This is a genomic window from Mycolicibacterium fluoranthenivorans (assembly GCF_011758805.1).
GTDB lineage: Bacteria > Actinomycetota > Actinomycetes > Mycobacteriales > Mycobacteriaceae > Mycobacterium > Mycobacterium fluoranthenivorans.
In genome coordinates this window covers 426,534-447,782 of sequence record NZ_JAANOW010000001.1, presented here as the reverse complement: position 1 = coordinate 447,782, position 21,249 = coordinate 426,534, and the positions used below count along the sequence as shown (strand labels likewise).

The following is a 21,249-nucleotide window of genomic DNA, read 5'->3' as shown; positions in this document are numbered from 1 at the left end:
CATGCCGTTTGATCGATCGTTGCGCAAGCGCCACGCACCTGCTGTCTATTCGCTCCGCTCATGGGTTGATCGTGTTCTCCCCCACTTGGCGACCCCAGACGTACTCGGCGGCCAGCGGCTGGCCGAGTTCGAAGTGGTTGTAGGGCGCGATGCTGGCACCGGTGTCCATCACCAGGTACGGCATCGGCCACAGGTCGCGGGTGATCGGCTGCCAGCAACCCGGCCGGCCCTCGGGACCACCATGAGCATTGACCCGCGGGAGATTGTCCGGGTAGACGTAGGGGTTGCCCGCGCCGAGCAGCTCGGTGTTGGTGAGCAGCGAGTAGCCGTTACCACCGAGGGCCGCAGCCAGTTTGGGGGCGACGTCGTGGAAGTTGCGAACGGTGCACAACAATTCGGGGCTGTAGTAGTCCAGCAGCTTGCTGGTGGGCAGCAGGTCCTGCGCACCACGGACCAGATACGGCCCACCACGCTCGAAGATGTCCCCGGCGTTGTTGCCGAACCCGACCGCCGACATCAGCGCCTTGTCGATATTGCCGCGCTCGGCGTTGAGCGTCCTGGCGGTGACCACCGCATGGTTGAGCCCGTCGAACAGATCCGGAGCCGCATCGGCATACACCCCGGACAGATCCGCCAAACCCTTGGTGTCCCTGCGGATCTGCGGCATCCGGGCATTGAGCTCACCCAGGATGTCGTTCCCGTTGACCAGCGACTGGCCGAACTTGTCGCCCAACCCGTCCAGCGCCTGCGCGGCCGCGGTCAACGTCTGGTTCAGCTTCACCGGATCCAGCTGCTGGGCGATCCCCATGATCGTCTCGAACAGCGTGTTGAACTCCGTGGTGGTGCTCGTCGCGTTGATCACCGCACCCGGCTTGAGCTTGTCCGACGACGGATCGGCCGGCGACAGGAACGAGATGTACTTGTTGCCGAACACCGTCGTGGCGCGCAATTCTGCGTCCACATTGGCCGGGATCATGTTCAGATACCGCGGTTCCACATCCAGGAGCAGTTTGGCGCGCGACTCCTCGCCGTCGGTCACCACGCCCGCGGATTTCAGCCGCCCGATCGGCACCCCGTTGAAGGTGACCTTGGAACCCGGGTCCATCGACAACCCGGCCCGCTCGGCCATCACCACCAGGGAGGCCTTCTTGTCGAAATAGCCGCGGAACTGCGCCCAGGTCAGGCCGAGCACGACGGCCACCACGAGCAGCAGCACCAGCCCGGCCAGCTTGTAGGGCGGGGTCTTGGGCTTGTTCACAGATCCAGTGGGTGCGGTCATCTCGCTACACCGTCAGGTTGAAGTTCGGGTCGGTGCCGTACAGGGCCAGTGAGGCCAGCAGCACCACCATCACGATCGCGATGAGCGACGTACGCATCGACCTCCCCACAGCTTCACCGACACCCACCGCACCGCCACTGGCGAAATAGCCGAAGTAGCAGTGGTTGAGCATGATGATGACCGACATGATGATGACCTCCAGGAACGACCACATGACGTCGTCGACCCGCAGGAAGGTGTGGAAGTAGTGGTCGTAGGTGCCCGATGACTGGCCGTAGAACAGCGTCGTGACCGACTGCGCGGACAAGAACGACAACAGGATCGCCATGGCGTAGAGCGGGATGATCACGATCGATCCGGCGATCAGACGGGTCGACACCAGGTACGAGATCGACTTGATGCCCATGACCTCCAGCGCGTCGATCTCCTCGCTGATGCGCATGGCGCCGAGTTCGGCGGTGGCACCCGCACCGACGGTGGCGGCCATGGCCTGGCCGGTGACCACCGGCGCGACGACGCGGATGTTGGCCAGCGCGGCGAAGAATCCGGTGAACGCCTCCACACCGATGTTGCCCAGCGACGCGAAGCCCTGGATGGCGATCAGCGAGCCGGCAGACAGGGTGACGAAACCGATGATGGCCACGGTGCCGCCGATGACCGCCATGGCGCCGGTGCCCATCCCGATCTCGGCGACCAGACGCAGGGCCTCGCGGCGATAGTGCTTGAACGCGTGCGGGATATGCCCGACCGCGTTGACGACGAACCAGGCGACGTGCCCGATGCTGTCCAGGAACCGGCCCGGCGCACCCGCGAACCCGGAGGCTCGACCGAACGCCCGGGGAAACCGGGTCCGAAGAACTGCCGCTGTACTCATGTCGTCGTCCCGAATCGCACGCCGATGGTGGTCAGCACGACGTTGACGGCGAACAGCGCCACCACGCAGAGCACCAGCGTCTCATTGACCGCGGTGCCCACGCCCTTGGAGCCACCGGCCACCGTCAGTCCGCGGTAGCAGCCGACCAGACCGGCGATGAGCCCGAACAGGGTGGCCTTGATGACCGAGATCATCACCTCGGGAAAACCGGTGAGCAGGGTCAGTGTCGAGACGTAGGCGCCGGCGTTGACGTTCTGGATGTACACACCGAAGAAGTAGCCGCCGACCAGGCCGATCGTGATGACCGCGCCGTTGAGCAGGAAGGCCACGAAAGTGGACGCCACCACGCGCGGGGCCACCAGCCGTTCGATCGGATCGATGCCCAGCACCTCCATCGCGTCGATCTCCTCGCGCACCGTGCGCGCACCGAGGTCGGCGCAGATGGCGGTCGAGCCGGCGCCGGCGACCACGAGCACCGTCACCAGTGGTCCCAGCTGGGTGACCGCACCGAGCGCCGCACCCGCGCCGGAGACGTCCGCGGCACCGAACTCGGCCAGCAGGATGTTCAGCGTGAAGATGATGAGCACGGTCAGCGGGATCGAGACCGCAAGGGTCGGAAGGAAGGCCACCCGGATCAGGAACCAGCTCTGGAGGACGAACTCCTTCCATTGGAAGGGCCGGGTCACCAGAGCCTTGCCGGTCAGCACGCACATTTTGAAGAAGCCACCGACCATGGTCAGGGGCTTCTCCAGCTGATCGCGGACGTAGTCGACCAGGCCGTTGCTCGCGGTCACCGTGGTGCACTCCCCCCGAGATCGTCACGGTCCGCACGGAGCGGCATCACGTGTGGCACATACCCTCCCTGCCCATTTCCGGCCCCGTCCCCGAACATGTGATTCCCGTCTCCCTACTCGCGGGGAGTAAGACGGACCACAGGACTGTACCCGATCCGGTACCGGCGGTGTTGGGCAACTGATTTATTCACATCGCAACCGTTAGCAAAGCCATGCCGACTGGTTACCTTACCGAAGTTGCACTAGAAACCGTTGCCGCAGTGGAACTTTCGCCTGCGTCAACGACGGTTTCGGTACCGAACTGCATGCGCAGCTCTGTTTTCAGCACTTTGCCCGACGGATTGCGGGGCAATGCGTCGACGATCTCCAGCGCCTTGGGATGCTTGTAGCGAGCTAACCTCTCGGTGAGAAAATCACCGAGATCCGCCAGGGTCAAGCTTTCGCCGGTCACCGTCCCCAGCGCCACGACCGCGACCGGCACCTCGCCCCACTTGTGATGTGGGCGGCCGATGACCGCGACCTCCGCAATCGCGGGGTGAGCAGCCAAGACGTTCTCCACCTCGGCGCAGTAGATGTTCTCCCCGCCGGAGATGATCATGTCCTTCTTACGATCGACGACCCAGATGTAACCCTCGTCGTCCTGGCGTACCAGGTCGCCCGAGTGGAACCAGCCGCCGGCGAACGACTCAGCGGTGGCCTTCGGGTTGTTCCAGTAGCCGGACATCAGAGTGGGCGCCCGGTAGACGATCTCACCGACCTGGCCGACGGGGACATCGTTCATATCCTCGTCCACGATGCGGGCGGAAACGGTAGGGATCACCCGGCCGACCGAGCCGAGCTTGCGAATGGCGTCCTCACCCAACAACATACAAGTCACGGGAGACATCTCGGTCTGGCCGAACGCTGCCAGGATGCTGGCCCCCGGGAAGGCTTCGGCCATCTCCCTCAGCAACGTGTCCGATGCCGGAGCCGCACCCCAGGACAGGACACGCAGCACCAGGTTCCGTGGCTTGGCGCGCTGGGCGGCGCACACGGCCTGCCACTGCGCGGGCACCAGGAAGATGCCGGTGACCTTCTCCGCCTCGAGCACGTCCAGTAGCGCGCCGGGGTCGAACGCGCCCAGGGGGTAGAGCACCGTCGGGCGGCCGAGCAGCAGGCCGGTGATCATGTTGCCGATCCCCGCGATGTGGAAGAGCGGGACACCGATGAAGCCGATGTCGCTGTTGAGGTCGGCGCCGTTGGTGAACAGGTGGGTCAGCGCCTGCCCGGCGATGTTGGTGTGGGTGAGCACCGCGCCCTTCGGGCGGCCGGTGGTGCCCGAGGTGTACATGATCAGGGCCGGAGAGTCGTTCGGGATATCCACCGGCGCGGGGGCGGCACCCGGCTCACCGATGAGGTCCTCGTAGCTTTCGAGGCCCTCGTCGGCCGCGTCCCCGGCCACGATGACGGCGGCCAGTCTCGCGTCGAGGCCTCGCACGGCCGCAGCGACGGGCGCCAGCACGGGTTCGGTGACGACCACCTTCGCGTCACAGTCACTGACCAGGAACGCGATCTCCGGCGGGGTCATCCGGAAATTCACCGGCACCGCGATGGCCCCCAGTCGGTTGGCGGCCAGGAACGACTCGATGAACTCGGGGCGGTTGAGCATCAGGATGAGCACCCGGTCGCCGAAGCCCACGCCGCGCCGCTGCAGGGCGCCGGCCAGTGCGCTCACCCGCGCATCCAGTTGACGCCACGTGGTGGTCTGGCCGAGGTAGCGCAGTGCGGTCTGTTCCGGCTGCATGAGCGCATGCCGGGACAGCTGGTTGGACCAGTTCTGCTGACGGGCGAGATACGGCTGATCGGTGGGCAGCGGTGCAGCGGTCAACGGGAGCGCCTTTGCAGTCGTGGGGTTGCGCGTTCTTGATATTTGATCAAATCTAGTGTCGTGGCGGTCACACTATGACGAGAATGGCCGCTGAACAAACTCGGACAAACTCGCACCTCCGCGAAAGGCGACCCGCCCGAACTGTGAACGCACCCGCGAAACCCCTCGCGCTCGGCCGTCGCGAACAGCTGTCCGACGAAGTGGCCGCCCACCTGCGGGCGGCCATCATGTCCGGCACCCTGCGGCCGGGCACTTTCGTGCGGCTCGACGAGACCGCCGCCCGGCTCGGCGTCAGCATCACGCCGGTACGCGAGGCCCTGCGCACGCTGCGTGGCGAAGGCATGGTGCAGCTGGAACCGAACCGCGGTCATGTGGTGGCGCCGTTGACCCGCGACGATATCGCCGACATCTTCTGGTTGCAGGCCACCATCGCCACCGAGATCTCCGCATCCGCCGCCACCCGCATCACCGATGCCGAGATCGACGAGCTGTCCCGGCTGACCGACGAGCTGTCCGATGCCGTCACCGCCGGAGACGCCGAGGCGATCGCCGTGGCGGAGTACACGTTTCACCGCGCCTTCAACAGGTCGGCGGGCCGGATCAAGTTGGCCTGGTTCCTGCTGCACGCGACGCGCTACCTGCCGCACCACCTCTACGCCGCCGACCCGACCTGGGGTGCCGGCGCGGTGGTCAACCACCGCGAACTGGTCGAAGCGCTCCGGCGCCGCGATGCCGACGAGGTGGTTCGCCTGACACGCAACCAGTTCTCCGACGGCGCACAGCGGTTGACCAACCGCCTGGACGAACTCGGTCTCTGGACCTGAGTCAGGCGCCCAGTTCTTCGGCGCGCTTCTTGAGGTTGCCCGCCAGATGCTCGAGCGCATCGTTGGCGATCTTCTTCACCATGAGCGACGGCACACCCGGCATCGACACCTCCACGTCCATGTCGACGGTGAGCAGCGCCGTCGCACCCATGTCCACCACCGAGAACAGCTGTTCCTGCTTGGAGAAGATGTCGCCCTGCTGCATCACCGTCTGGATCTGAAACTCGGCGGGGTAGTAGACGGCCTGGATGAAGCTGCTGTCCATACCCTGGATCTTGGTGTCCATCCGCAGCTGGCTGGGCCGGCCGTCCTCATACCGCGCCAGGATCCACAAGCCGGTGATCTCTTCGTTCCACTGTGGATAGGCCTCGAAGTCAGCCACGATCGCCATGATCGCCGCGGCTGGGGCGGTGACCTCTTCGGTCTTGCTCACGATGGGCATCGGGCGATTCTATAAGGCCATGAACCCACCGCTCCGGGTCGCCGTCCTCGACGACTACCAGAACGTCGCCTTGCAGATGACCGACTGGTCACCGGTCACCTCGCGCGCACAGGTGACGGTCTTCGACGATCACCTGGCCGACGAGGATGCGCTGGTGGCCCGGTTGGCGCCGTTCGATGTCGTGTTCGTGATGCGGGAGCGAACGCCGTTGCCACGCAGCGTGCTGCACCGGCTGCCCCGGCTGCGCATGATCGCCTCCACCGGCAACGCGAATGCGTCGATCGATATGGCGGCGGCCGCGGAGCTGGGCATCCACGTCAGTCACACCGGCGGATCGGTGGCCTCGACGGTGGAACTGACCTGGGCGCTCATCCTCGCGGCCGCGCGCAACCTGGTGGCCGAACGGCAGGCGGTCGCCGAGGGCCGCTGGCAGATCGGCGTGGGCCGTGAGCTCGAGGGTCGTGTGCTCGGGGTGCTGGGACTGGGCCGCATCGGGCCACGGGTGGCGCGGATCGGGGCCGCCTTCGGTATGGACGTGGTGGCGTGGAGCACCAACATGACGCCGGAGGACGCGGTCACGGCGGGCGCCCGGCATGTGCCGCGTGACGAGTTCTTCTCGACCGCCGACGTCCTGACGGTGCACCTGAAACTGGGTGACCGGTCCCGCGGACTGGTCGGCGCCGCCGAACTCGCGGCCATGAAGCCGAGCGCCCTGCTGATCAACACGTCCCGCGGTCCCATCGTGGACGAGGCGGCGCTGATCGAGGCGCTGCGCTCGGGGTCGATCGCCGGAGCCGGTCTGGACGTGTACGGCACCGAACCCCTGCCCGCCGGGCATCCGCTGCGGACGATGCCGAACGTCGTTGCCACCCCGCATATCGGCTATGTGGCTGATCGGCCCTACCGGATCTTCTTCTCCGACGGTGTCACCGCCATCGCGGAGTGGCTGTCACACCACGGCGCCCGCGAGTAGGTCTCTGATCTCGGCCGGGATCGGCACCGGTCTTCTGGTGTCGCGGTCGACGTAGACGTGAACCCAGGTTCCGACGGCGGCAAGTGGCGCACCCGCCTCGAACAGCGCGGTGCGGTAGGTGACGCTGCTGGTGCCCAGCCGGGTGACGGCCAGGCCGACCACCAGATCCGCCGGGAATTTGAGCTCGGCGAAGTACCGGCAGCCCGATTCGGCGACCACGCCCAGCCAGGGGGCCGACATCGCGTCGGTGCCGCTGCCCGCGCCGATCCAGGCGTTGATGGCCGTGTCGAACAACTCGTAGTACACCGCGTTGTTGAGGTGGCCGAACATGTCGTTGTCCGTCCAGCGGGTCTGCACCGGCCAGTGCACCGGGAAGTCGGCACTCGTCAGATCCATGACGGCCAGTCTGTCAGGCTGGTGCGATGAGGATTCGTGGTGCGGTTCTGGAGACCATCGGGGCGCCCGCCCCCTACGCCGACTCGCGTCCACTGCGCGTGACCGAACTCGACTTGTCCGATCCCGGCGACGGTGAGCTGTTGGTGCGGATCGAGGCGGCCGGCCTGTGCCACTCCGACCTGTCGGTGGTGGACGGCAATCGGGTGCGTCCGGTGCCGATGCTGCTGGGGCATGAGGCCGCGGGGATTATCGAAAAGGTCGGTGGGACATCCGATCTCACGGTCGGTCAGCGCGTGGTGATGACCTTCCTGCCGCGTTGCGGGCAGTGCAGCGCCTGCGCAACGGACGGGCTGGCACCGTGCCTTCCCGGAAGCGCAGCCAATGCCGCGGGCACCTTGCTCAGCGGGGCCGTGCGGCTCGGCGACGGGGTGCTGCACCATCTCGGGGTGTCCGGTTTCGCCACGCACGCGGTGGTGGATCGACGGTCGGTGGTGCCGGTCGCTCACGACGTCCCCCCGGTCGTGGCGTCGCTGCTCGGGTGCGCGGTGCTCACCGGCGGCGGGGCGGTACTCAACGCGGGTCAGCCGAAGCCGGGCCAGACGGTCGCGGTGGTCGGGATGGGTGGGGTCGGGATGGCCGCCATGCTCACCGCGCTGGCGCATGACGATGTGCGGGTCATCGCGGTGGACCGGCTGCCGGACAAGCTGGTTCGGGCCCACGAGCTGGGTGCGCACGAAGTCTTCACACCCGAACAGGCCGAGACCGTACGGGCCGAGGTGGTGATTGAGGCGGTCGGACATCCGGCGGCGCTGGAGACCGCCATCGGGCTGACCGCACCGGGCGGCAAGACCATCACGGTGGGCCTGCCGCATCCCGATGCCCGCCTCAGCCTGTCGCCGCTGGCTCTGGTGGCGCAGGGCCGCTCACTGATCGGCAGCTACCTGGGCTCGGCGGTGCCCGCCCGTGACATCCCGCGTTTTGTCGACCTGTGGCGGGCTGGGCGGCTGCCGGTGGAGGCCCTGGTGTCCGCGACGGTCTCCCTGGATCAGATCAACGCCGGAATGGACGCGCTGGCCGCCGGCACCGCGGTGCGCCAGATCATCGACTTCGGCCACGGATGAGACGAGTGCGTCGACCCACCTGATACCACGTCGGACAGCAAGGGCAGCACACACGGACCGCCGAGATCGACATTCTGCCGAGAACCACTCGCACTTTGCGACCCAAATGTGCAGTTGGGCGGAAGGGGGGTCAGAACCAGGGGTCGGCCATCTCCAGCGTGGTCCGATCTAGGCTGGCCAGCAGGTCCAGTTGCGGTGCCGTCTTGGGCAATTCGTAGCGGAAGAAGAACGTGGCGGCCTGGCGCTTGCCCGCATAGAAGTCACCGGCCCGGTCTCCTGCCGCCAGGAACTGCTCCAGCCAGACCCAGGCGATCACGATGTGCCCGAACGCTTCCAGATAAATCGCACTGTTGGCCATGGCCGCCTCGATGTCACCGGAGGCGAACAGGCCCGCCGTCACCTCGGTCAGTCGCCGCCATGCGGTGTCGAGCTGCGCACCGAACTCGTGATCGCCGGCCGCTGCCACCGTCGCCGCGATACGCTCACCGAGGGCCGCCATGCCGGCACCGCCGCGCTGAGTCACCTTGCGCCCCAGCAGATCCAGGCTCTGAATTCCGTGCGTCCCCTCATGGATCGGGTTCAGCCGGTTGTCCCGGTAATGCTGTTCGACATCGTATTCGCGGGTATAGCCGTAGCCACCGAGGACCTGGATGGCCAGGTTGTTGGCCTCCACACACCATTGCGAGGGCCAGCTCTTGGCCACCGGGGTGAGGATATCCAGCAGATCGGTCTCCTCGAGATCGACCAGCCGCGCGCAGTACAGCGCCAGGCCCAGCGCGCCCTCGACATAGGATTTCTGCGCCAACAGCATTCGCTTCACGTCGGCGTGCGCGATGATCGGCACCTGCGGGGTGCTCGGATCCTTGACCAATCGGCCCTGCGGTCGCTCCCGGGCGTACTGCAAGGATTTGAGATAGCCGGTGTAGCCCAGCGATACGGCGCCCATCCCCACACCGAGGCGGGCCTCGTTCATCATGTGGAACATGTAGACCAGACCACGGTGCGGCTCACCGACCAGATAGCCCACCGCGCCGTCGAAGTTGAGTACGGTGTTGGTGATCCCACGCTGGCCCATCTTGTGATTGAGCCCGGAGATCGCGACGTTGTTACGGGTCCCGACAGCTCCGTCGGCACCGACCAGGAACTTCGGCACGATGAACAGCGAGATCCCCTTGGTGCCGACCGGCCCACCCGGGATCTTGGCCAGCACCAGGTTGACGATGTTGTCGCTGAGTTCGTGCTCGGCACCCGAGATCCACATCTTGGTGCCGAAGACCCGGTAGCTGCCGTCGGCCTGGGGTTCGGCACGGGTGGTGATATCGGCCAGCGACGACCCGGCCTGGGTCTCCGACAGCGCCATGGTGCCGGTGAAACGGCCGGCCAGCATCGGCTTGACCCATGTCGAAATCTGTTCGGCACTGCCGAATTTGGCGATCAGATTCGCGTTGGCGATGGTCAGCATGAGGTAACCGGAGGTGCTGACATTGGCCGCCGAGATCCATGCGAACCCCGCCTGGGCCACCGTCGCCGGTAACTGCGCGCCACCGAGTTCGGCGTCGAAACCCATGCCCAGCAGATCCGCCCGCGCGAACGCCTGCAGCGCTTCCTTGACCTCGGGGATGACCGTCACGGTGGTGCCGTCGAAGCTGGGTTCGCGGGCATCGCTGAGCTTGTTGTGCGGAGCGAAATAGCGTTCGGCCAGCTGCTCACACAGATCGAGCACACCGTCGAACGTCTCCCGGGAGTGCTCGGCGAATCGGGGCCGGGCGGTCAGCTCCTCCACCCGAAGCCATTCGTAGAGAAGGAAATCCAGGTCGCGTCGGGACAGAATGGTCGACTTCACCGGATCGTGCTCACTCCCCCGTCGACGGGGATCACCGCACCGGTGATATAGCTGCTGGCCCGGCTGGCCAGGAACACCGCGATACCGGCCATATCATCGGGTTGCCCGACCCGGCCCAGCGGCAGCAGCGACCCGACGGCGTCTTCGCCGGCCGACAACAGCGCCTTGGTCATCCGGGACGGGAACAGGCCGGGCGCAATGGCGTTCACCAGAATCTTGGGGGCCAGCTCCCCTGCGAGATGCTTGGTGAGCATGTGCACCGCCGCCTTGCTGGCGCTGTAGGAGAAGTTGTCCCTGCCCTTCTCGGGTACCAGGAAACCGTCGATGCTGCCGGTGTTGATCACCCGAGCCGGATCATCGTCGGTGGCGGCGGCGGTCAGCAGTGGCACGAGCGCGCGGGTCAGCAGGAACACACCCTTGACGTTGACGTCGAAGACCTTGTCAAAACCGGACTCCGGGAAATCCTCGAACGGCGCACCCCAGGCGGCGCCGGCATTGTTGAACAGGACGTGGACGGCGTCCTCTTTGTAGGTCACCGCGTCGGCCAGTGCCCGGACGCCCTCGGCGGTGCCGAGATCGGCGGGGATGCCCTCGACGGCGCCCAATGGGGACAACTCGGCCACCGCGGCGTCGAGCTCGGCCGCTTTGCGGGCCGCGAGGTAGACCTTGGCCGCACCGGCCTGCAGCAGCCCACGCGCGATCATCACGCCGATGCCGCGTCCGCCGCCGGTGACCACCGCGACCTTGCCGTCGAGCCGGAACAGATCACTCATGGCCGGCGCCACCCTCCGTCAATCCCTGGGCTCCCCCCAGGGGTTCCGCGTTGCGCACGGTTTCGTCACGGATCAGGCCGCGCAGCAGCGCGGTGCTGAACTCCACCGCGATCTCCTGTGCGGTACGGCGGCCGTGGGGTCGCAGCCACCGATAAGCGCCCAGTGTCATGCCGATGTAGCCGAGCGCCAGCACGTGCGAATCGCAGTCATAGAACTCACCGCTGGCGATCCCGCGGTCGATCACATCGCGCACATGCTCGTAGACGGTGGCCTCCGCCCTGCGGATGTAGTCCACCTGTTCCTCGGTGAACCACTCGCTGATGTAGGGGCCCTCCTGGAAATAGACGGCCGCCGCCTCCAGGTCATTGGCGATGCCGGTGAGCAACCGCCTGGTGAAGTGGTAGATGGTCTCGCGGGCGGACGCGCTCGGGTCATCGTGCAGCGCGTGCACGGTGAAGTCCGCGGTGGCCTTGTAGATATCCCAGAGGATGAGCGACTTGCTGGCGTAGTAGTGATAGACGGTGGCCTTGTTCAGCCCGACAGCGTCGGCCACGTCATCCATCCGGGTGCCGTGGTACCCGCGGGCGGCGAAGAGTTTGGCGGCGACGGCCAGCAGTTCTTCCCGCCGGGACAACCCGTTGGTGGTGGATGCCCCATTGGACGCCCCGTTCGACTCCGTGGACATGACAACTCACTATCTGCAGACCGGGAACACCGGGAACCAATCAACTGGTTGGCCAGTCTAGGCAATCGGCGGGATACGGTGTCGCACCCCGGCCCAATCGCGTTAGACTTTGCACACGCAATGGCCATGCTGGGGAGGCATCGATGGACCCGAATCCGGATTACGACATCAGCGACGAGGGCGAGTTCTTCTTCAGTTGGCTGGCCTGGGGACTGCGTGGCGTGTACCCGCCGCCCGCGTATCCGCCGGTCTGACGGACTCACAGGAAAGAGGCACCCGCCGCGGCGGGTGCCTCTTTTGCGGTGCGGGCCTGCGATTTGTGCACGTTTACCGGCGGTGGGCGCCGGCAGACGTGCACAAATCACTCACGCCGCGGCAGCCTTGACCGCCTCGCCCACCTCGTCCTTGAGCTTCAGGAACTCCGGTGAGCGGCGCAGCTCCCCGGCCTCGACTCCGGTGCGGGGCAACTCGGAAGGCAGGTCCAGTGCCACCTTGCCGGGGCGCCGAGTCAGCACCACGATCCGCGAACCCAGGAAGGCCGCCTCGTCGGCGCTGTGCGTGACGAACACCGTCGTGCGTCCCGACTCGGCGCTGACCTGCCGGACATCCTCCTGCAGACGCTCCCGGGTCAGTGCGTCCAGCGCGGCGAACGGCTCGTCCAGCAGGAACAGGGGTGTCTCGGCCGCCAGCGCCCGGGCGATCGCCACCCGCTGCTGCTGCCCACCGCTGATCTCCCAGATCTTGCGGTCACCGGTGCCGTCGAGCCCGACCCGTTCCAGAAGTTGTTCGCGCCGCTCGGCGCGCCGCTCCCGCGGCACCTTGGCGTACTTGAGCGCCAGATCGACATTGCCACCGACGGTCCGCCACGGGAACAGCCGCGGCTGCTGGAACACCACCCCCGACGTGACGCCGGGCGTCGGGGACGTCCCGGCCACCTGCACATCGCCCGCACTGGGCGATTCGAAGCCGGCGATCAGCCGCAGCAGGGTGCTCTTCCCGCATCCCGAGGCACCCACCAGAACGAGGAAGGCGCCCGGGTCGACGTCGAGGTTCACCGGCCCCAGCGCGGTGACCGCGCCCGACCCCTTGCCGTACCGGTGCTCGACTCCTCTGATCAGCAGCCGGCCGGACGGGTCACTTCCTGTCGAGGACATCCGGTAACCCCTTGGTGTAGACGGCATTCTGGAAGGTGCTCAGCGGGGCGGCGGCCGGGATCTGCTTCTGCTCGGCGAGGAACTGCGACGCGCTCTCCAGATTGGCCGCGATGTTGCCGGGCTTCCCGTCGGTACCCAGCCACTGATCCGAGGTCAACTCCTGAGGAGTCAGGTACACACCCTGTTTCAGTTGTCCCGCAACATCTTCGGGGCTCAGCCCGATCTCGGCGGCGATCGCCTTGGCCGCCGAGGCGGGATCATCCTTGATGACATCGAGGGCGCGGGCCTCCTGCCGGCGCCACACGTCCACCACATCGGGGTGCGCCGCGGCGAACTCACCGGACACCACCCCGAGGTCCAGTGTGGGCTTGCCGTCCTTGGCCAGCTGGCGGCTGGTGATCAGGTCCTTGCCGGTCTTACGCAGCTGATCGAGCGTGGGCAGCCAGGTGTAGGCGGCCGCGATATCCCCGCGGTCCCACGCCGCCAGGATGGCCTGCGGCTGCAGGTCGATCAGCTGAACATCCGCCGGGCTCAAGCCGTTCTGCGCCAGGGCGGCCAACAGGCTGTAGTGCGCGGTCGAGGCGAACGGCGTGGCGACGCGTTTGCCCCTGAGGTCGGCGATGGTGTTGATGGCGGTGCCGTCGCGGGCCACCAGGGCCTCGTTGTCACCGGCGACGTCGAGCACGAAGGCCACCTGGTACGGAATGTTCAGCGGGGACGACAGTCCGCGAGCCACCGGGCTGGAACCGATGGCACCGAAATCGAGTTCCTTGGCGATGAACGCGGTGTTGATATCGGCACCGGAGTCGAACTTCGTCCACTTGATGTTGTAGTCGGGCAGCGCGGATTCCAGCCACCTGTTGTTCTTGACGATCAGGTCACCGCTCGGAAAGGACTGGTAGGCAAGGCGAATGGTGGGTTTGGACTGGTCCTGCCCGGAGTGGTCCACCGAGCACCCGGCCAGCGTGAGCGCGGCGGCGGCCGTGGCCAACAGTGCCTTCAGTTTCATATCTTTCCTCTCCAGGGAACGGCCCGCCGCTCGGCAGCCCGCAGAATGCCGTCGATGACCAGACCCGAGATCCCGATGGCGAAGATCCCGACCAGCACGACCGGGGTGTTGTTGTAATTGCTTGCGTCCTTGACCAATCCGCCGATCCCGGGGATGCCGTTGAACAGTTCGGCGGCCACCACCGACGAGTAGGCCATCCCGACCGCCAGCCGGATGCCGGTGAACGTCTCGGGCAACGCCGAGGGCACCACCACATCCCGGATCACCTGGGTGCGGGTGGCACCGAGCGCACGGGCCGCCTCTTGCAGCCCGACCGGTGCGGCGACGACCGCCGAGGTGGTGGCCACCGCTGCGGGCGGCAGGGCGGCCAGCGCCAGCAGGGTGATCTTCGGGGCCTCGTCGATACCGAGCCAGATCACCAGCAGAAAGAAGTAGGCCAGCGGCGGAAGTGCCCGCAGAAACGTCAGCCATGGCTCCAGCACGCTGCGCAGCCAGCCGACCGAGCCCATCACCAGACCCAGCAACACACCCACCGCCACGCCGATGACGACACCGGCGAACACCCGGCGCAGCGTCATGTAGAGGTGCTCCCACAGCAGGTAGCCCGCGTAGCCGCGGGTGCCGTCGTGGGTGGTGGAGACATCGACGAAGGCCCGCCACACCGTGCTCGGATACGGCACGAAGGTCTGGTTCCAGATGCCTGCGGCGGCGACGATCTGCCACACCATGAAGAACACCAGGACCGACAGCAGCGGCAACCCTGCGCGGGTCAGGACCGCGCGCCCTCGGCCGGAACCTCCCGCGGGCGCACGCAGCGGGCCGACCGCCTCATCCGGGGTGATCGGGGTGATATCGACAAAGACCGACACGTCGGGCCCAACTTTCTGGTGGACGGCTTTCTGTGAACCGGTGATGTCGGGTACACGCCGCCCCTTTTATACGGGCGGCCGAACGCAGGGTGAAGAGCTCTGCTCACAGCGAGTTTTAAGCCGTTGCGCCCGCGCCACCCACCGCCGGCGAAACCGGCCGGAGACTCTCGTGTCCGGCCAGATGCGACCGTCTCGCTTTTCGTCGGTGACAATGGGGGGAGCACGGTAGGAGGCGACGTTGTCGATAGCGCCCGGTGAGCGGTTCGCCGGTTACACCGTCGTGCGCCTCCTCGGTGCGGGCGGTATGGGCGAGGTCTATCTCGCCGCCCATCCGCGACTCCCGCGCCAGGACGCCATCAAGGTGCTGCGCAAGGACGTCAGCGCCGATGCCGAGTACCAGGCCCGCTTCGAACGGGAGGCCGACTTCGCCGCCGACCTCATGCACCCCAACATCGTCCGCGTGTACGACCGCGGCGAGCACGACGGGCAGCTGTGGATCTCGATGGAGTACGTGGACGGCACCGATGCCGGGCAGCTGCTGCGGGGACAGGGCTCCGGTGGCCTGCCCGCCGATGAGGTGGTGCACATCATCAGCGCCGTCGCCGACGCCCTGGACTACGCACACCAGCGCAAGCTGCTGCACCGCGATATCAAGCCCGCCAACATCCTGCTCACCGATATCGGCGCCGAGTGGCCACGTGTGCTGCTCGCGGATTTCGGGATTGCCCGGCGGATGGGCGATACCAGTCGCCTGACCGCGACCAGCATGACCGTCGGCACCGTCGCCTACGCGGCACCCGAGCAGTTGATGGGTGAACACGTCGACGGCAGGGCCGACCAATACTCGCTGGCGGCAACGGCTTTCGAACTCCTGGCCGGGGCGCCGCCGTACCTGCACGACAATCCGGCCGCGGTCATCAGCCAGCACATCACGGCGCCGCCGCCCCTGATCGCCGGACGCCGGCCCGAGCTCGCGGATCTGGACCCGGTGCTGTCGCGGGCACTCGCGAAATCCCCGGAGGATCGGTTCGGAAGCTGCGCGGAATTCGCCTCGGCTCTGCGCGCCAGCATCGGCGGTCCCGGCGGCCTCACCGTCCCGGCCCAGGCGTACCGCACGCCCAGGCCCCGCCGTCGCCGCACCCGACTGCTGGCACTGGTGGCGGTGCTCGCGACGATCGGCGTCGCGGCGGCCGCCTATCTGCTGGGCGAACGTGAGCCGGTGACACGACACGCCGCACCGGGAGTACCCCAGGTGCCCGTGGTGCTCATCGGCGCCGACTGCGAAACGCTCGGCGCAGCCGGGCAGAGCAGTACCGGCGAGAAGGCCTACTGCGCCCGGCTGCCGAGCACCGGGGACACCATGTGGTCGATCTACTCCGGCACCGTCCCGGTCCCGACGGTCACCCCGGCCGCGACCGATCAGGTGTATCCGCCGGGTATCGAAGAGCAGGTGCGGGTGTGCGTCACCGAAACCGGCCAGGACCGCGCGACCTGCCGGGACAACGTCCGGCGCGGCAATCTGGTGGGTCCGCCATGACCGAGGTGCGTGGCCGGATCTGGCGGTCCGGCAAGCCGGTGGACGGGTTCACGTTCGAGGCGATCTCGGATTGTCTGGCGGCCGAGGACACGCTGGTGTGGGCCGATATCTACAACCCCGACCATGACGATCTGCGCAGGCTGGCCATCGAGCTGGGCTTGAACATCTGGGCGGTGGAGGACGCCACCGCACCGATGGAACGCACCAAGGTCTCGGTCTATCACTCGTACACCTTCTTCACCGTGTACGCGGTGAACACGGTGACTCCCACGGACGACAGCACAGCCACCCTGGTCAAGTGCCGGATCTCGGCATTCGTGCTGCCGCGCGGACTCATCACCGTGCGTCTGCCCGCGGTCGGGCCGGACGGGGCGACACCGTTCGACATCGACCTGGTGTCACAGCGGTTCGACGAACTCGGCGGGCAGGAGCACGGCACCGGCGCCCTGGTGCACGGCCTGCTCGACGTCGTGGTGGACGGCCATTTCGAGGCGGTGCAGGACCTCGACGACGCCATCGAATCCCTCGAAGACGAACTGTTCGACAACGACGGACCGCGGCGAGGCCTGCAGCGGCGCACCTACCGGATGCGCAAGGACCTGGTACAGCTACGCCGGGTGGTGCTGCCCATGCGCGAAGTGGTGAGCACCATCCAGCACCGCCGGCTGGATTCCCGGACGTCGCCCGAGCTGGATCCGCTCTACGCCGACCTGTACGACCACGTGCTGCGCGCCTCGGAGTGGACCGAATCGCTGCGCGACATGGTCACGTCGGTGTTCGAGACCAATCTGTCGCTGCAGGACGCGCGGCTGAACACGGTGATGAAGAAACTCACCGGCTGGGCGGCCATCATCGCGGTGCCCACCGCGATCACCGGCTTCTACGGCCAGAACGTCAATTACCCGGGGATCAACACCACGATCGGATTCGTCGCCAGTTCCACACTGATCGTCGTTCTGGTGATTCTGCTGTACGTATCGTTCAAGAGGCGCGACTGGCTGTGAACATTCGTTCACCGTTGCAGGGGGGCCCGCGCAAACGGGCATTGCGGATGCGAAACTCATGCATGCCAACCAACAGGCCGCATTTCCCAAGAACGGACTTGAGTCGATGATCATCGCGATACCGCGCGAGTCTCTGCCGGGTGAGACACGCGTCGCCGCCACACCGCACACCGTTGGGCAGATCATCAAGCTGGGCTATTCGGTAGTGGTCGAGTCCGGTGCCGGCGCCGCGTCCAGCTTCACCGACGCCGCCTACGTGGAGGCCGGCGCGCAGATCGGCGACCCGTGGGCCGGTGATGTGGTGCTCAAGGTCAACGCCCCCACCGATGACGAGATCGCCGCGCTGCGCGACGGGGCGACCCTGGTCTCGTTCATCTCGCCCGCACTCAAGCCCGAACTGGTCGAGAAGCTGTCCGCGCGCCCGATCACGGTGCTGGCCATGGACGCGGTACCGCGTATCTCGCGGGCCCAGTCACTGGACGTGTTGTCCTCGATGGCCAATATCGCCGGCTACCGCGCCGTGGTCGAGGCCGCCCACGCCTTCGGCCGGTTCTTCACCGGCCAGGTGACCGCCGCGGGCAAGGTGCCGCCGGCCAAGGTGCTGGTGGTCGGCGCCGGGGTCGCCGGACTGGCCGCCATCGGTGCGGCGGGCAGCATGGGTGCGATCGTCCGGGCCACCGACCCGCGGCCCGAGGTGGCCGATCAGGTCCGCTCCCTCGGTGGGGAGTACCTCTACGTCGACCCCGCGGCGGCCGAGGTGTCCGCCACCGGCTACGCCAAGGAGATGGGCGAGGACTACAAGGCCCGGGAGGCGGAGCTCTACGCCGAGCAGAGCAAAGACGTCGACATCATCATCACCACCGCGTTGATCCCGGGACGCCCCGCGCCGCGGATCATCACCGCGGAGATGGTCGCCTCGATGAAGCCGGGCAGCGTGATCGTCGACATGGCCGCGGCCAACGGCGGCAACGTCGAGGGCACGGTCAAGGATCAGGCCATCGTCACCGCCAACGGCGTGACGATCATCGGCTACACCGACCTGGCCGGCCGGCTGCCGGCGACGGCGTCCCAGCTCTACGGCACCAACCTGGTCAACCTGCTCAAGCTGCTCACCCCGGAGAAGGACGGGCGGCTCGTCCTGAACTTCGACGACGTGGTGCAGCGCTCGGTGACCGTGGTGCGCGACGGCGAGACCACCTGGCCCCCGCCCCCGGTGCAGGTCTCGGCGGCACCCGTTGCCGCGGCTGCCGCACCGGTGGAGCCCAAGCCGGTCAAGGAACCGATGCCCACCAGCCGCCGGCTCGGGCTCACGGGTATCGCCGCCGCGGTGCTGTTCGGACTGATCGCCATCTCCCCGGTCGCCCTGCAGGTGCACCTGACGGTGTTCGCGCTGGCCATCGTGATCGGCTATTACGTGATCGGCCACGTGCACCACGCGCTGCACACCCCGCTGATGTCGGTGACCAACGCGATCTCCGGCATCATCGTCGTCGGTGCCCTGCTGCAGATCGGCCACGGTGATCTGCCGATCACCGTCCTGGCCACGATCGCGATCCTGCTGGCCTCCATCAACGTCTTCGGCGGCTTCGCGGTGACGCGTCGCATGCTCGCGATGTTCTCCCGCAGCTAGAACCAGCGCCCTTCATTCGAACCAGTTTCGATGCCCATTTTGACCTGAATGGAACGGATTCCATGTTCACGGTAGAGACTGCCGCCACCTCGGCCTACGTCGTCGCGGCCCTGCTGTTCATCCTGGCCCTGGCCGGGCTGTCCAAGCACGAAACATCCAAGGCGGGCAACACCTTCGGTATGGCCGGCATGGCCGTGGCCCTGATCGCCACCATCGCGCTCGCGCTGGACCGCAAGATCGAGCCCCTCGGCCTCGGGCTCTTGGTCGGTGCGATGGCCATCGGTGCCGCGATCGGCCTGTGGCGCGCCCGCGTCGTCGAGATGACCGGCATGCCCGAGTTGATCGCGCTGCTGCATTCGTTCGTGGGCTTGGCCGCCGTCCTGGTCGGCTGGAACGGCTACCTACACGTCGAAAACGCGCCGGGCGGCGCCGAGGCCGCACACCTGGCGGGCGAAGGCATGCTGGGCATCCACTCCGCCGAGGTGTTCGTCGGCGTCTTCATCGGCGCTGTCACCTTCACCGGATCCATCGTGGCCAACCTGAAACTGTCGGCCCGGATCAAATCCAACCCACTGATGCTGCCGGGCAAGAACGTCCTCAACATCGGGGCGCTGGTGGTGTTCTTCGCGCTGACGGTGTGGTTCGTCATCTCCCCGGCACTGTGGCTGCTGATCGTCGTCACCGTGCTCGCCCTGCTGCTCGGCTGGCACCTGGTGGCCTCCATCGGCGGCGGCGATATGCCCGTCGTCGTGTCGATGCTCAACAGCTACTCCGGCTGGGCCGCCGCGGCATCGGGGTTCCTGCTGTCCAACGACCTGCTGATCATCACCGGCGCCCTCGTCGGCTCCTCCGGTGCCTACCTGTCCTACATCATGTGCAAGGCCATGAACCGGTCGTTCATCTCGGTCATCGCCGGCGGTTTCGGGATCGAGGCCGGCCCGGCCGAAGACAAGGACTACGGCGAACACCGCGAGATCACCGCCGAAGGTGCGGCCGAACTCCTCCGCTCGGCCAGCTCGGTGATCATCACCCCCGGCTACGGCATGGCCGTGGCCCAGGCCCAGTACGGTGTCGCCGACCTGACCCGCAAACTGCGCGAACGCGGGGTCAACGTGCGCTTCGGCATCCACCCCGTCGCGGGCCGGCTGCCCGGGCACATGAACGTGCTGCTGGCCGAGGCGAAGGTGCCCTACGACATCGTGCTGGAGATGGACGAGATCAACGACGACTTCGCCGATACGGCCGTCGTGCTCGTCATCGGCGCCAACGACACCGTCAACCCGGCCGCCGCCGAAGATCCGGGCAGCCCGATCGCCGGTATGCCGGTGCTCAAGGTGTGGAACGCCGAGAACGTCATCGTCTTCAAACGATCCATGGCATCGGGATACGCGGGCGTGCAGAACCCGCTGTTCTTCCGCGAGAACACCCAGATGCTGTTCGGTGACGCGCGCGACCGCGTCAACGACATCCTCGCCGCGCTGTAGCGCGTATCCAGCCGGAGCGCTGTAGGGCCCTGAGGGGTCAGGCTCGCAAACCGTAGGTGAGCAGCGTGGCCAACTCGGCATAGGCCTCGGCGTCGCTCAGGCCCGTCGCCGTGCGGACCTCGCGCTGCTGGATACGGACCATGATCGTCGCGACGAGATCCGCCGCGAACGAGGCGTGCACCTGGCGGTACGCACCGTTGCCGACACCTTCCTCGATCAGTTCGCGCACACGCTGCGCGGCGGCGCGGGTATTGGCTTCATAGACCTCGCGGGCCGGGGCGAACGCGTTGAGATCGGCCATGAACACGTCCGAGGCGACGGCCAGCTCCTCGCCGACGGCGATGAGGTACGCCGCGATGCGTTCGCTGCGGGTCTGCTCCAGGATCGCCTCGATGGCATTGGTCGCACGCTTGAAGAAGTGGATCGTCACCCGCCTGACCAGCTCGTCCTTACTGCCGGCCAGGGTGTAGAGGGTGGACTTCGAGCAGCGCAGTCTCGCCGCGATGTCATCCAGCGTGAGGTGACTGAACCCCTCTGCCAGGAACAGGGCCAGCAGATCGTCGAACAACGCGGTCTGCCGACGTGTCGCGAAACCGTCGTCCGCCAGATCGAACATCACCCAATAGTACTGCAGTGACGCTTTCAGTACTCTCAATGATACTGTTGACTCGACTTCAGTACTGTTTTGGAA

At 66.8% G+C, this 21,249-nt stretch carries 21 protein-coding genes; 8 read left to right on the top strand and 13 right to left on the bottom strand.

All coding sequences use genetic code 11. From position 1 onward, the window contains the following. Nucleotides 1-58: 58 nt before the first annotated feature. From FHU31_RS02190 to fadD5, 4 genes are all read right to left on the bottom strand, one after another. Entirely contained in the window at nt 59-1,279 is a 1,221-nt protein-coding gene (locus tag FHU31_RS02190; protein WP_167155342.1) for an MCE family protein, read from the bottom strand. 4 nt (nt 1,280-1,283) lie between these two features. Beyond that, a complete protein-coding gene (locus tag FHU31_RS02185) occupies nt 1,284-2,153 on the bottom strand; it encodes an MlaE family ABC transporter permease (protein ID WP_167155339.1) in 870 nt (289 codons plus the stop codon). Continuing rightward, a complete protein-coding gene (locus tag FHU31_RS02180; protein WP_090359087.1) occupies nt 2,150-2,947 on the bottom strand; it encodes an MlaE family ABC transporter permease in 798 nt (265 codons plus the stop codon). Before FHU31_RS02180 ends, FHU31_RS02185 begins: the two co-directional genes overlap by 4 nt. A 223-nt stretch (nt 2,948-3,170) precedes the next feature. Next, entirely contained in the window at nt 3,171-4,814 is a 1,644-nt protein-coding gene (gene fadD5, locus FHU31_RS02175; protein WP_167155337.1) for a fatty-acid--CoA ligase FadD5, read from the bottom strand. 143 nt (nt 4,815-4,957) lie between these two features. Between fadD5 and FHU31_RS02170 the strand changes: the two genes are divergently transcribed. Beyond that, nucleotides 4,958-5,638, top strand: a complete 681-nt coding sequence (locus FHU31_RS02170; RefSeq protein ID WP_263988193.1) for a GntR family transcriptional regulator — start codon at nt 4,958-4,960, stop codon at nt 5,636-5,638. Nucleotide 5,639: 1 nt separating this feature from the next. On the opposite strand, the gene FHU31_RS02165 is transcribed toward FHU31_RS02170, so the two are convergent. Further along, nucleotides 5,640-6,080 carry an SRPBCC family protein gene (locus tag FHU31_RS02165; RefSeq protein ID WP_167155331.1) on the bottom strand — a complete coding sequence of 147 codons (441 nt, stop codon included), beginning with the start codon at nt 6,078-6,080 and terminating at the stop codon, nt 5,640-5,642. Between the two features lie 19 nt (nt 6,081-6,099). Between FHU31_RS02165 and FHU31_RS02160 the strand changes: the two genes are divergently transcribed. Next, on the top strand, nt 6,100-7,053 hold the full coding sequence (locus FHU31_RS02160) for a D-2-hydroxyacid dehydrogenase family protein (protein WP_167155328.1): 954 nt from the start codon (nt 6,100-6,102) through the stop codon (nt 7,051-7,053). On the opposite strand, the gene FHU31_RS02155 is transcribed toward FHU31_RS02160, so the two are convergent. Then, on the bottom strand, nt 7,030-7,449 hold the full coding sequence (locus FHU31_RS02155; RefSeq protein WP_167155325.1) for an acyl-CoA thioesterase: 420 nt from the start codon (nt 7,447-7,449) through the stop codon (nt 7,030-7,032). The two genes, FHU31_RS02160 and FHU31_RS02155, sit on opposite strands and share 24 nt — an antisense overlap. A gap of 26 nt (nt 7,450-7,475) precedes the next feature. Here FHU31_RS02155 and FHU31_RS02150 point away from each other — a divergent pair, with 26 nt between their 5' ends. Beyond that, nucleotides 7,476-8,570: an alcohol dehydrogenase catalytic domain-containing protein gene (locus tag FHU31_RS02150; RefSeq protein ID WP_167155322.1), complete on the top strand. Its 1,095-nt coding sequence runs from the start codon at nt 7,476-7,478 to the stop codon at nt 8,568-8,570. 130 nt (nt 8,571-8,700) lie between these two features. On the opposite strand, the gene FHU31_RS02145 is transcribed toward FHU31_RS02150, so the two are convergent. Genes FHU31_RS02145 through FHU31_RS02135 form a run of 3 tightly spaced genes read right to left on the bottom strand, consistent with a single transcriptional unit; the run spans nt 8,701 to nt 11,871 of the window. Then, nucleotides 8,701-10,413 (bottom strand): acyl-CoA dehydrogenase, encoded by a 1,713-nt coding sequence (locus FHU31_RS02145; protein WP_167155319.1) that lies wholly within the window; start codon nt 10,411-10,413, stop codon nt 8,701-8,703. Continuing rightward, entirely contained in the window at nt 10,410-11,186 is a 777-nt protein-coding gene (locus tag FHU31_RS02140) for an SDR family oxidoreductase (RefSeq protein ID WP_167155316.1), read from the bottom strand. The genes FHU31_RS02145 and FHU31_RS02140 overlap by 4 nt, the downstream gene beginning before the upstream one ends. Beyond that, a complete protein-coding gene (locus FHU31_RS02135) occupies nt 11,179-11,871 on the bottom strand; it encodes a TetR/AcrR family transcriptional regulator (protein ID WP_167155313.1) in 693 nt (230 codons plus the stop codon). Before FHU31_RS02135 ends, FHU31_RS02140 begins: the two co-directional genes overlap by 8 nt. A 143-nt stretch (nt 11,872-12,014) precedes the next feature. Here FHU31_RS02135 and FHU31_RS02130 point away from each other — a divergent pair, with 143 nt between their 5' ends. Continuing rightward, the gene (locus FHU31_RS02130) at nt 12,015-12,125 is read left to right on the top strand and encodes a hypothetical protein (RefSeq protein WP_019514171.1); all 111 of its coding nucleotides are present in this window, start codon (nt 12,015-12,017) and stop codon (nt 12,123-12,125) included. Nucleotides 12,126-12,236: 111 nt separating this feature from the next. On the opposite strand, the gene FHU31_RS02125 is transcribed toward FHU31_RS02130, so the two are convergent. The 3 genes from FHU31_RS02125 to FHU31_RS02115 are packed head-to-tail and all read right to left on the bottom strand — an operon-like array spanning nt 12,237 to nt 14,903. Further along, the gene (locus FHU31_RS02125; protein ID WP_167155310.1) at nt 12,237-13,025 is read right to left on the bottom strand and encodes an ABC transporter ATP-binding protein; all 789 of its coding nucleotides are present in this window, start codon (nt 13,023-13,025) and stop codon (nt 12,237-12,239) included. Continuing rightward, complete coding sequence (locus FHU31_RS02120) at nt 13,006-14,034, bottom strand: taurine ABC transporter substrate-binding protein (protein ID WP_167155307.1); 1,029 nt, start codon at nt 14,032-14,034, stop codon at nt 13,006-13,008. Before FHU31_RS02120 ends, FHU31_RS02125 begins: the two co-directional genes overlap by 20 nt. Then, on the bottom strand, nt 14,031-14,903 hold the full coding sequence (locus tag FHU31_RS02115) for an ABC transporter permease (RefSeq protein ID WP_167155304.1): 873 nt from the start codon (nt 14,901-14,903) through the stop codon (nt 14,031-14,033). The genes FHU31_RS02120 and FHU31_RS02115 overlap by 4 nt, the downstream gene beginning before the upstream one ends. Nucleotides 14,904-15,141: 238 nt before the next feature. Between FHU31_RS02115 and FHU31_RS02110 the strand changes: the two genes are divergently transcribed. From FHU31_RS02110 to pntB, 4 genes are all read left to right on the top strand, one after another. Further along, nucleotides 15,142-16,440 carry a serine/threonine-protein kinase gene (locus tag FHU31_RS02110; RefSeq protein WP_167155301.1) on the top strand — a complete coding sequence of 433 codons (1,299 nt, stop codon included), beginning with the start codon at nt 15,142-15,144 and terminating at the stop codon, nt 16,438-16,440. Then, complete coding sequence (locus FHU31_RS02105) at nt 16,437-17,444, top strand: magnesium transporter CorA family protein (protein ID WP_167155299.1); 1,008 nt, start codon at nt 16,437-16,439, stop codon at nt 17,442-17,444. The genes FHU31_RS02110 and FHU31_RS02105 overlap by 4 nt, the downstream gene beginning before the upstream one ends. Nucleotides 17,445-17,550: 106 nt before the next feature. Then, entirely contained in the window at nt 17,551-19,074 is a 1,524-nt protein-coding gene (locus tag FHU31_RS02100) for a Re/Si-specific NAD(P)(+) transhydrogenase subunit alpha (RefSeq protein WP_167160517.1), read from the top strand. A gap of 62 nt (nt 19,075-19,136) precedes the next feature. Next, nucleotides 19,137-20,558, top strand: coding sequence for a Re/Si-specific NAD(P)(+) transhydrogenase subunit beta (gene pntB / locus FHU31_RS02095; RefSeq protein WP_167155296.1), 1,422 nt, complete (start codon nt 19,137-19,139; stop codon nt 20,556-20,558). A gap of 37 nt (nt 20,559-20,595) precedes the next feature. Here pntB and FHU31_RS02090 read toward each other — a convergent pair whose 3' ends face one another. Beyond that, the gene (locus FHU31_RS02090; protein ID WP_167155293.1) at nt 20,596-21,174 is read right to left on the bottom strand and encodes a TetR/AcrR family transcriptional regulator; all 579 of its coding nucleotides are present in this window, start codon (nt 21,172-21,174) and stop codon (nt 20,596-20,598) included. Nucleotides 21,175-21,249: the final 75 nt, after the last annotated feature.

Bases quoted from the DNA above. Each gene is read 5' to 3' on its own strand.
- pntB (WP_167155296.1), top strand. From the start codon at position 19,137: ATGTTCACGGTAGAGACTGCCGCCACCTCGGCCTACGTCGTCGCGGCC.
- FHU31_RS02135 (WP_167155313.1), bottom strand. From the start codon at position 11,871: ATGTCCACGGAGTCGAACGGGGCGTCCAATGGGGCATCCACCACCAAC.
- FHU31_RS02165 (WP_167155331.1), bottom strand. From the start codon at position 6,080: ATGCCCATCGTGAGCAAGACCGAAGAGGTCACCGCCCCAGCCGCGGCG.
- FHU31_RS02090 (WP_167155293.1), bottom strand. From the start codon at position 21,174: ATGTTCGATCTGGCGGACGACGGTTTCGCGACACGTCGGCAGACCGCG.
- FHU31_RS02190 (WP_167155342.1), bottom strand. From the start codon at position 1,279: ATGACCGCACCCACTGGATCTGTGAACAAGCCCAAGACCCCGCCCTAC.
- FHU31_RS02105 (WP_167155299.1), top strand. From the start codon at position 16,437: ATGACCGAGGTGCGTGGCCGGATCTGGCGGTCCGGCAAGCCGGTGGAC.
- FHU31_RS02140 (WP_167155316.1), bottom strand. From the start codon at position 11,186: ATGAGTGATCTGTTCCGGCTCGACGGCAAGGTCGCGGTGGTCACCGGC.
- FHU31_RS02160 (WP_167155328.1), top strand. From the start codon at position 6,100: ATGAACCCACCGCTCCGGGTCGCCGTCCTCGACGACTACCAGAACGTC.
- FHU31_RS02155 (WP_167155325.1), bottom strand. From the start codon at position 7,449: ATGGATCTGACGAGTGCCGACTTCCCGGTGCACTGGCCGGTGCAGACC.
- FHU31_RS02120 (WP_167155307.1), bottom strand. From the start codon at position 14,034: ATGAAACTGAAGGCACTGTTGGCCACGGCCGCCGCCGCGCTCACGCTG.
- FHU31_RS02130 (WP_019514171.1), top strand. From the start codon at position 12,015: ATGGACCCGAATCCGGATTACGACATCAGCGACGAGGGCGAGTTCTTC.
- FHU31_RS02100 (WP_167160517.1), top strand. From the start codon at position 17,551: ATGATCATCGCGATACCGCGCGAGTCTCTGCCGGGTGAGACACGCGTC.
- FHU31_RS02185 (WP_167155339.1), bottom strand. From the start codon at position 2,153: ATGAGTACAGCGGCAGTTCTTCGGACCCGGTTTCCCCGGGCGTTCGGT.
- FHU31_RS02150 (WP_167155322.1), top strand. From the start codon at position 7,476: ATGAGGATTCGTGGTGCGGTTCTGGAGACCATCGGGGCGCCCGCCCCC.
- FHU31_RS02125 (WP_167155310.1), bottom strand. From the start codon at position 13,025: ATGTCCTCGACAGGAAGTGACCCGTCCGGCCGGCTGCTGATCAGAGGA.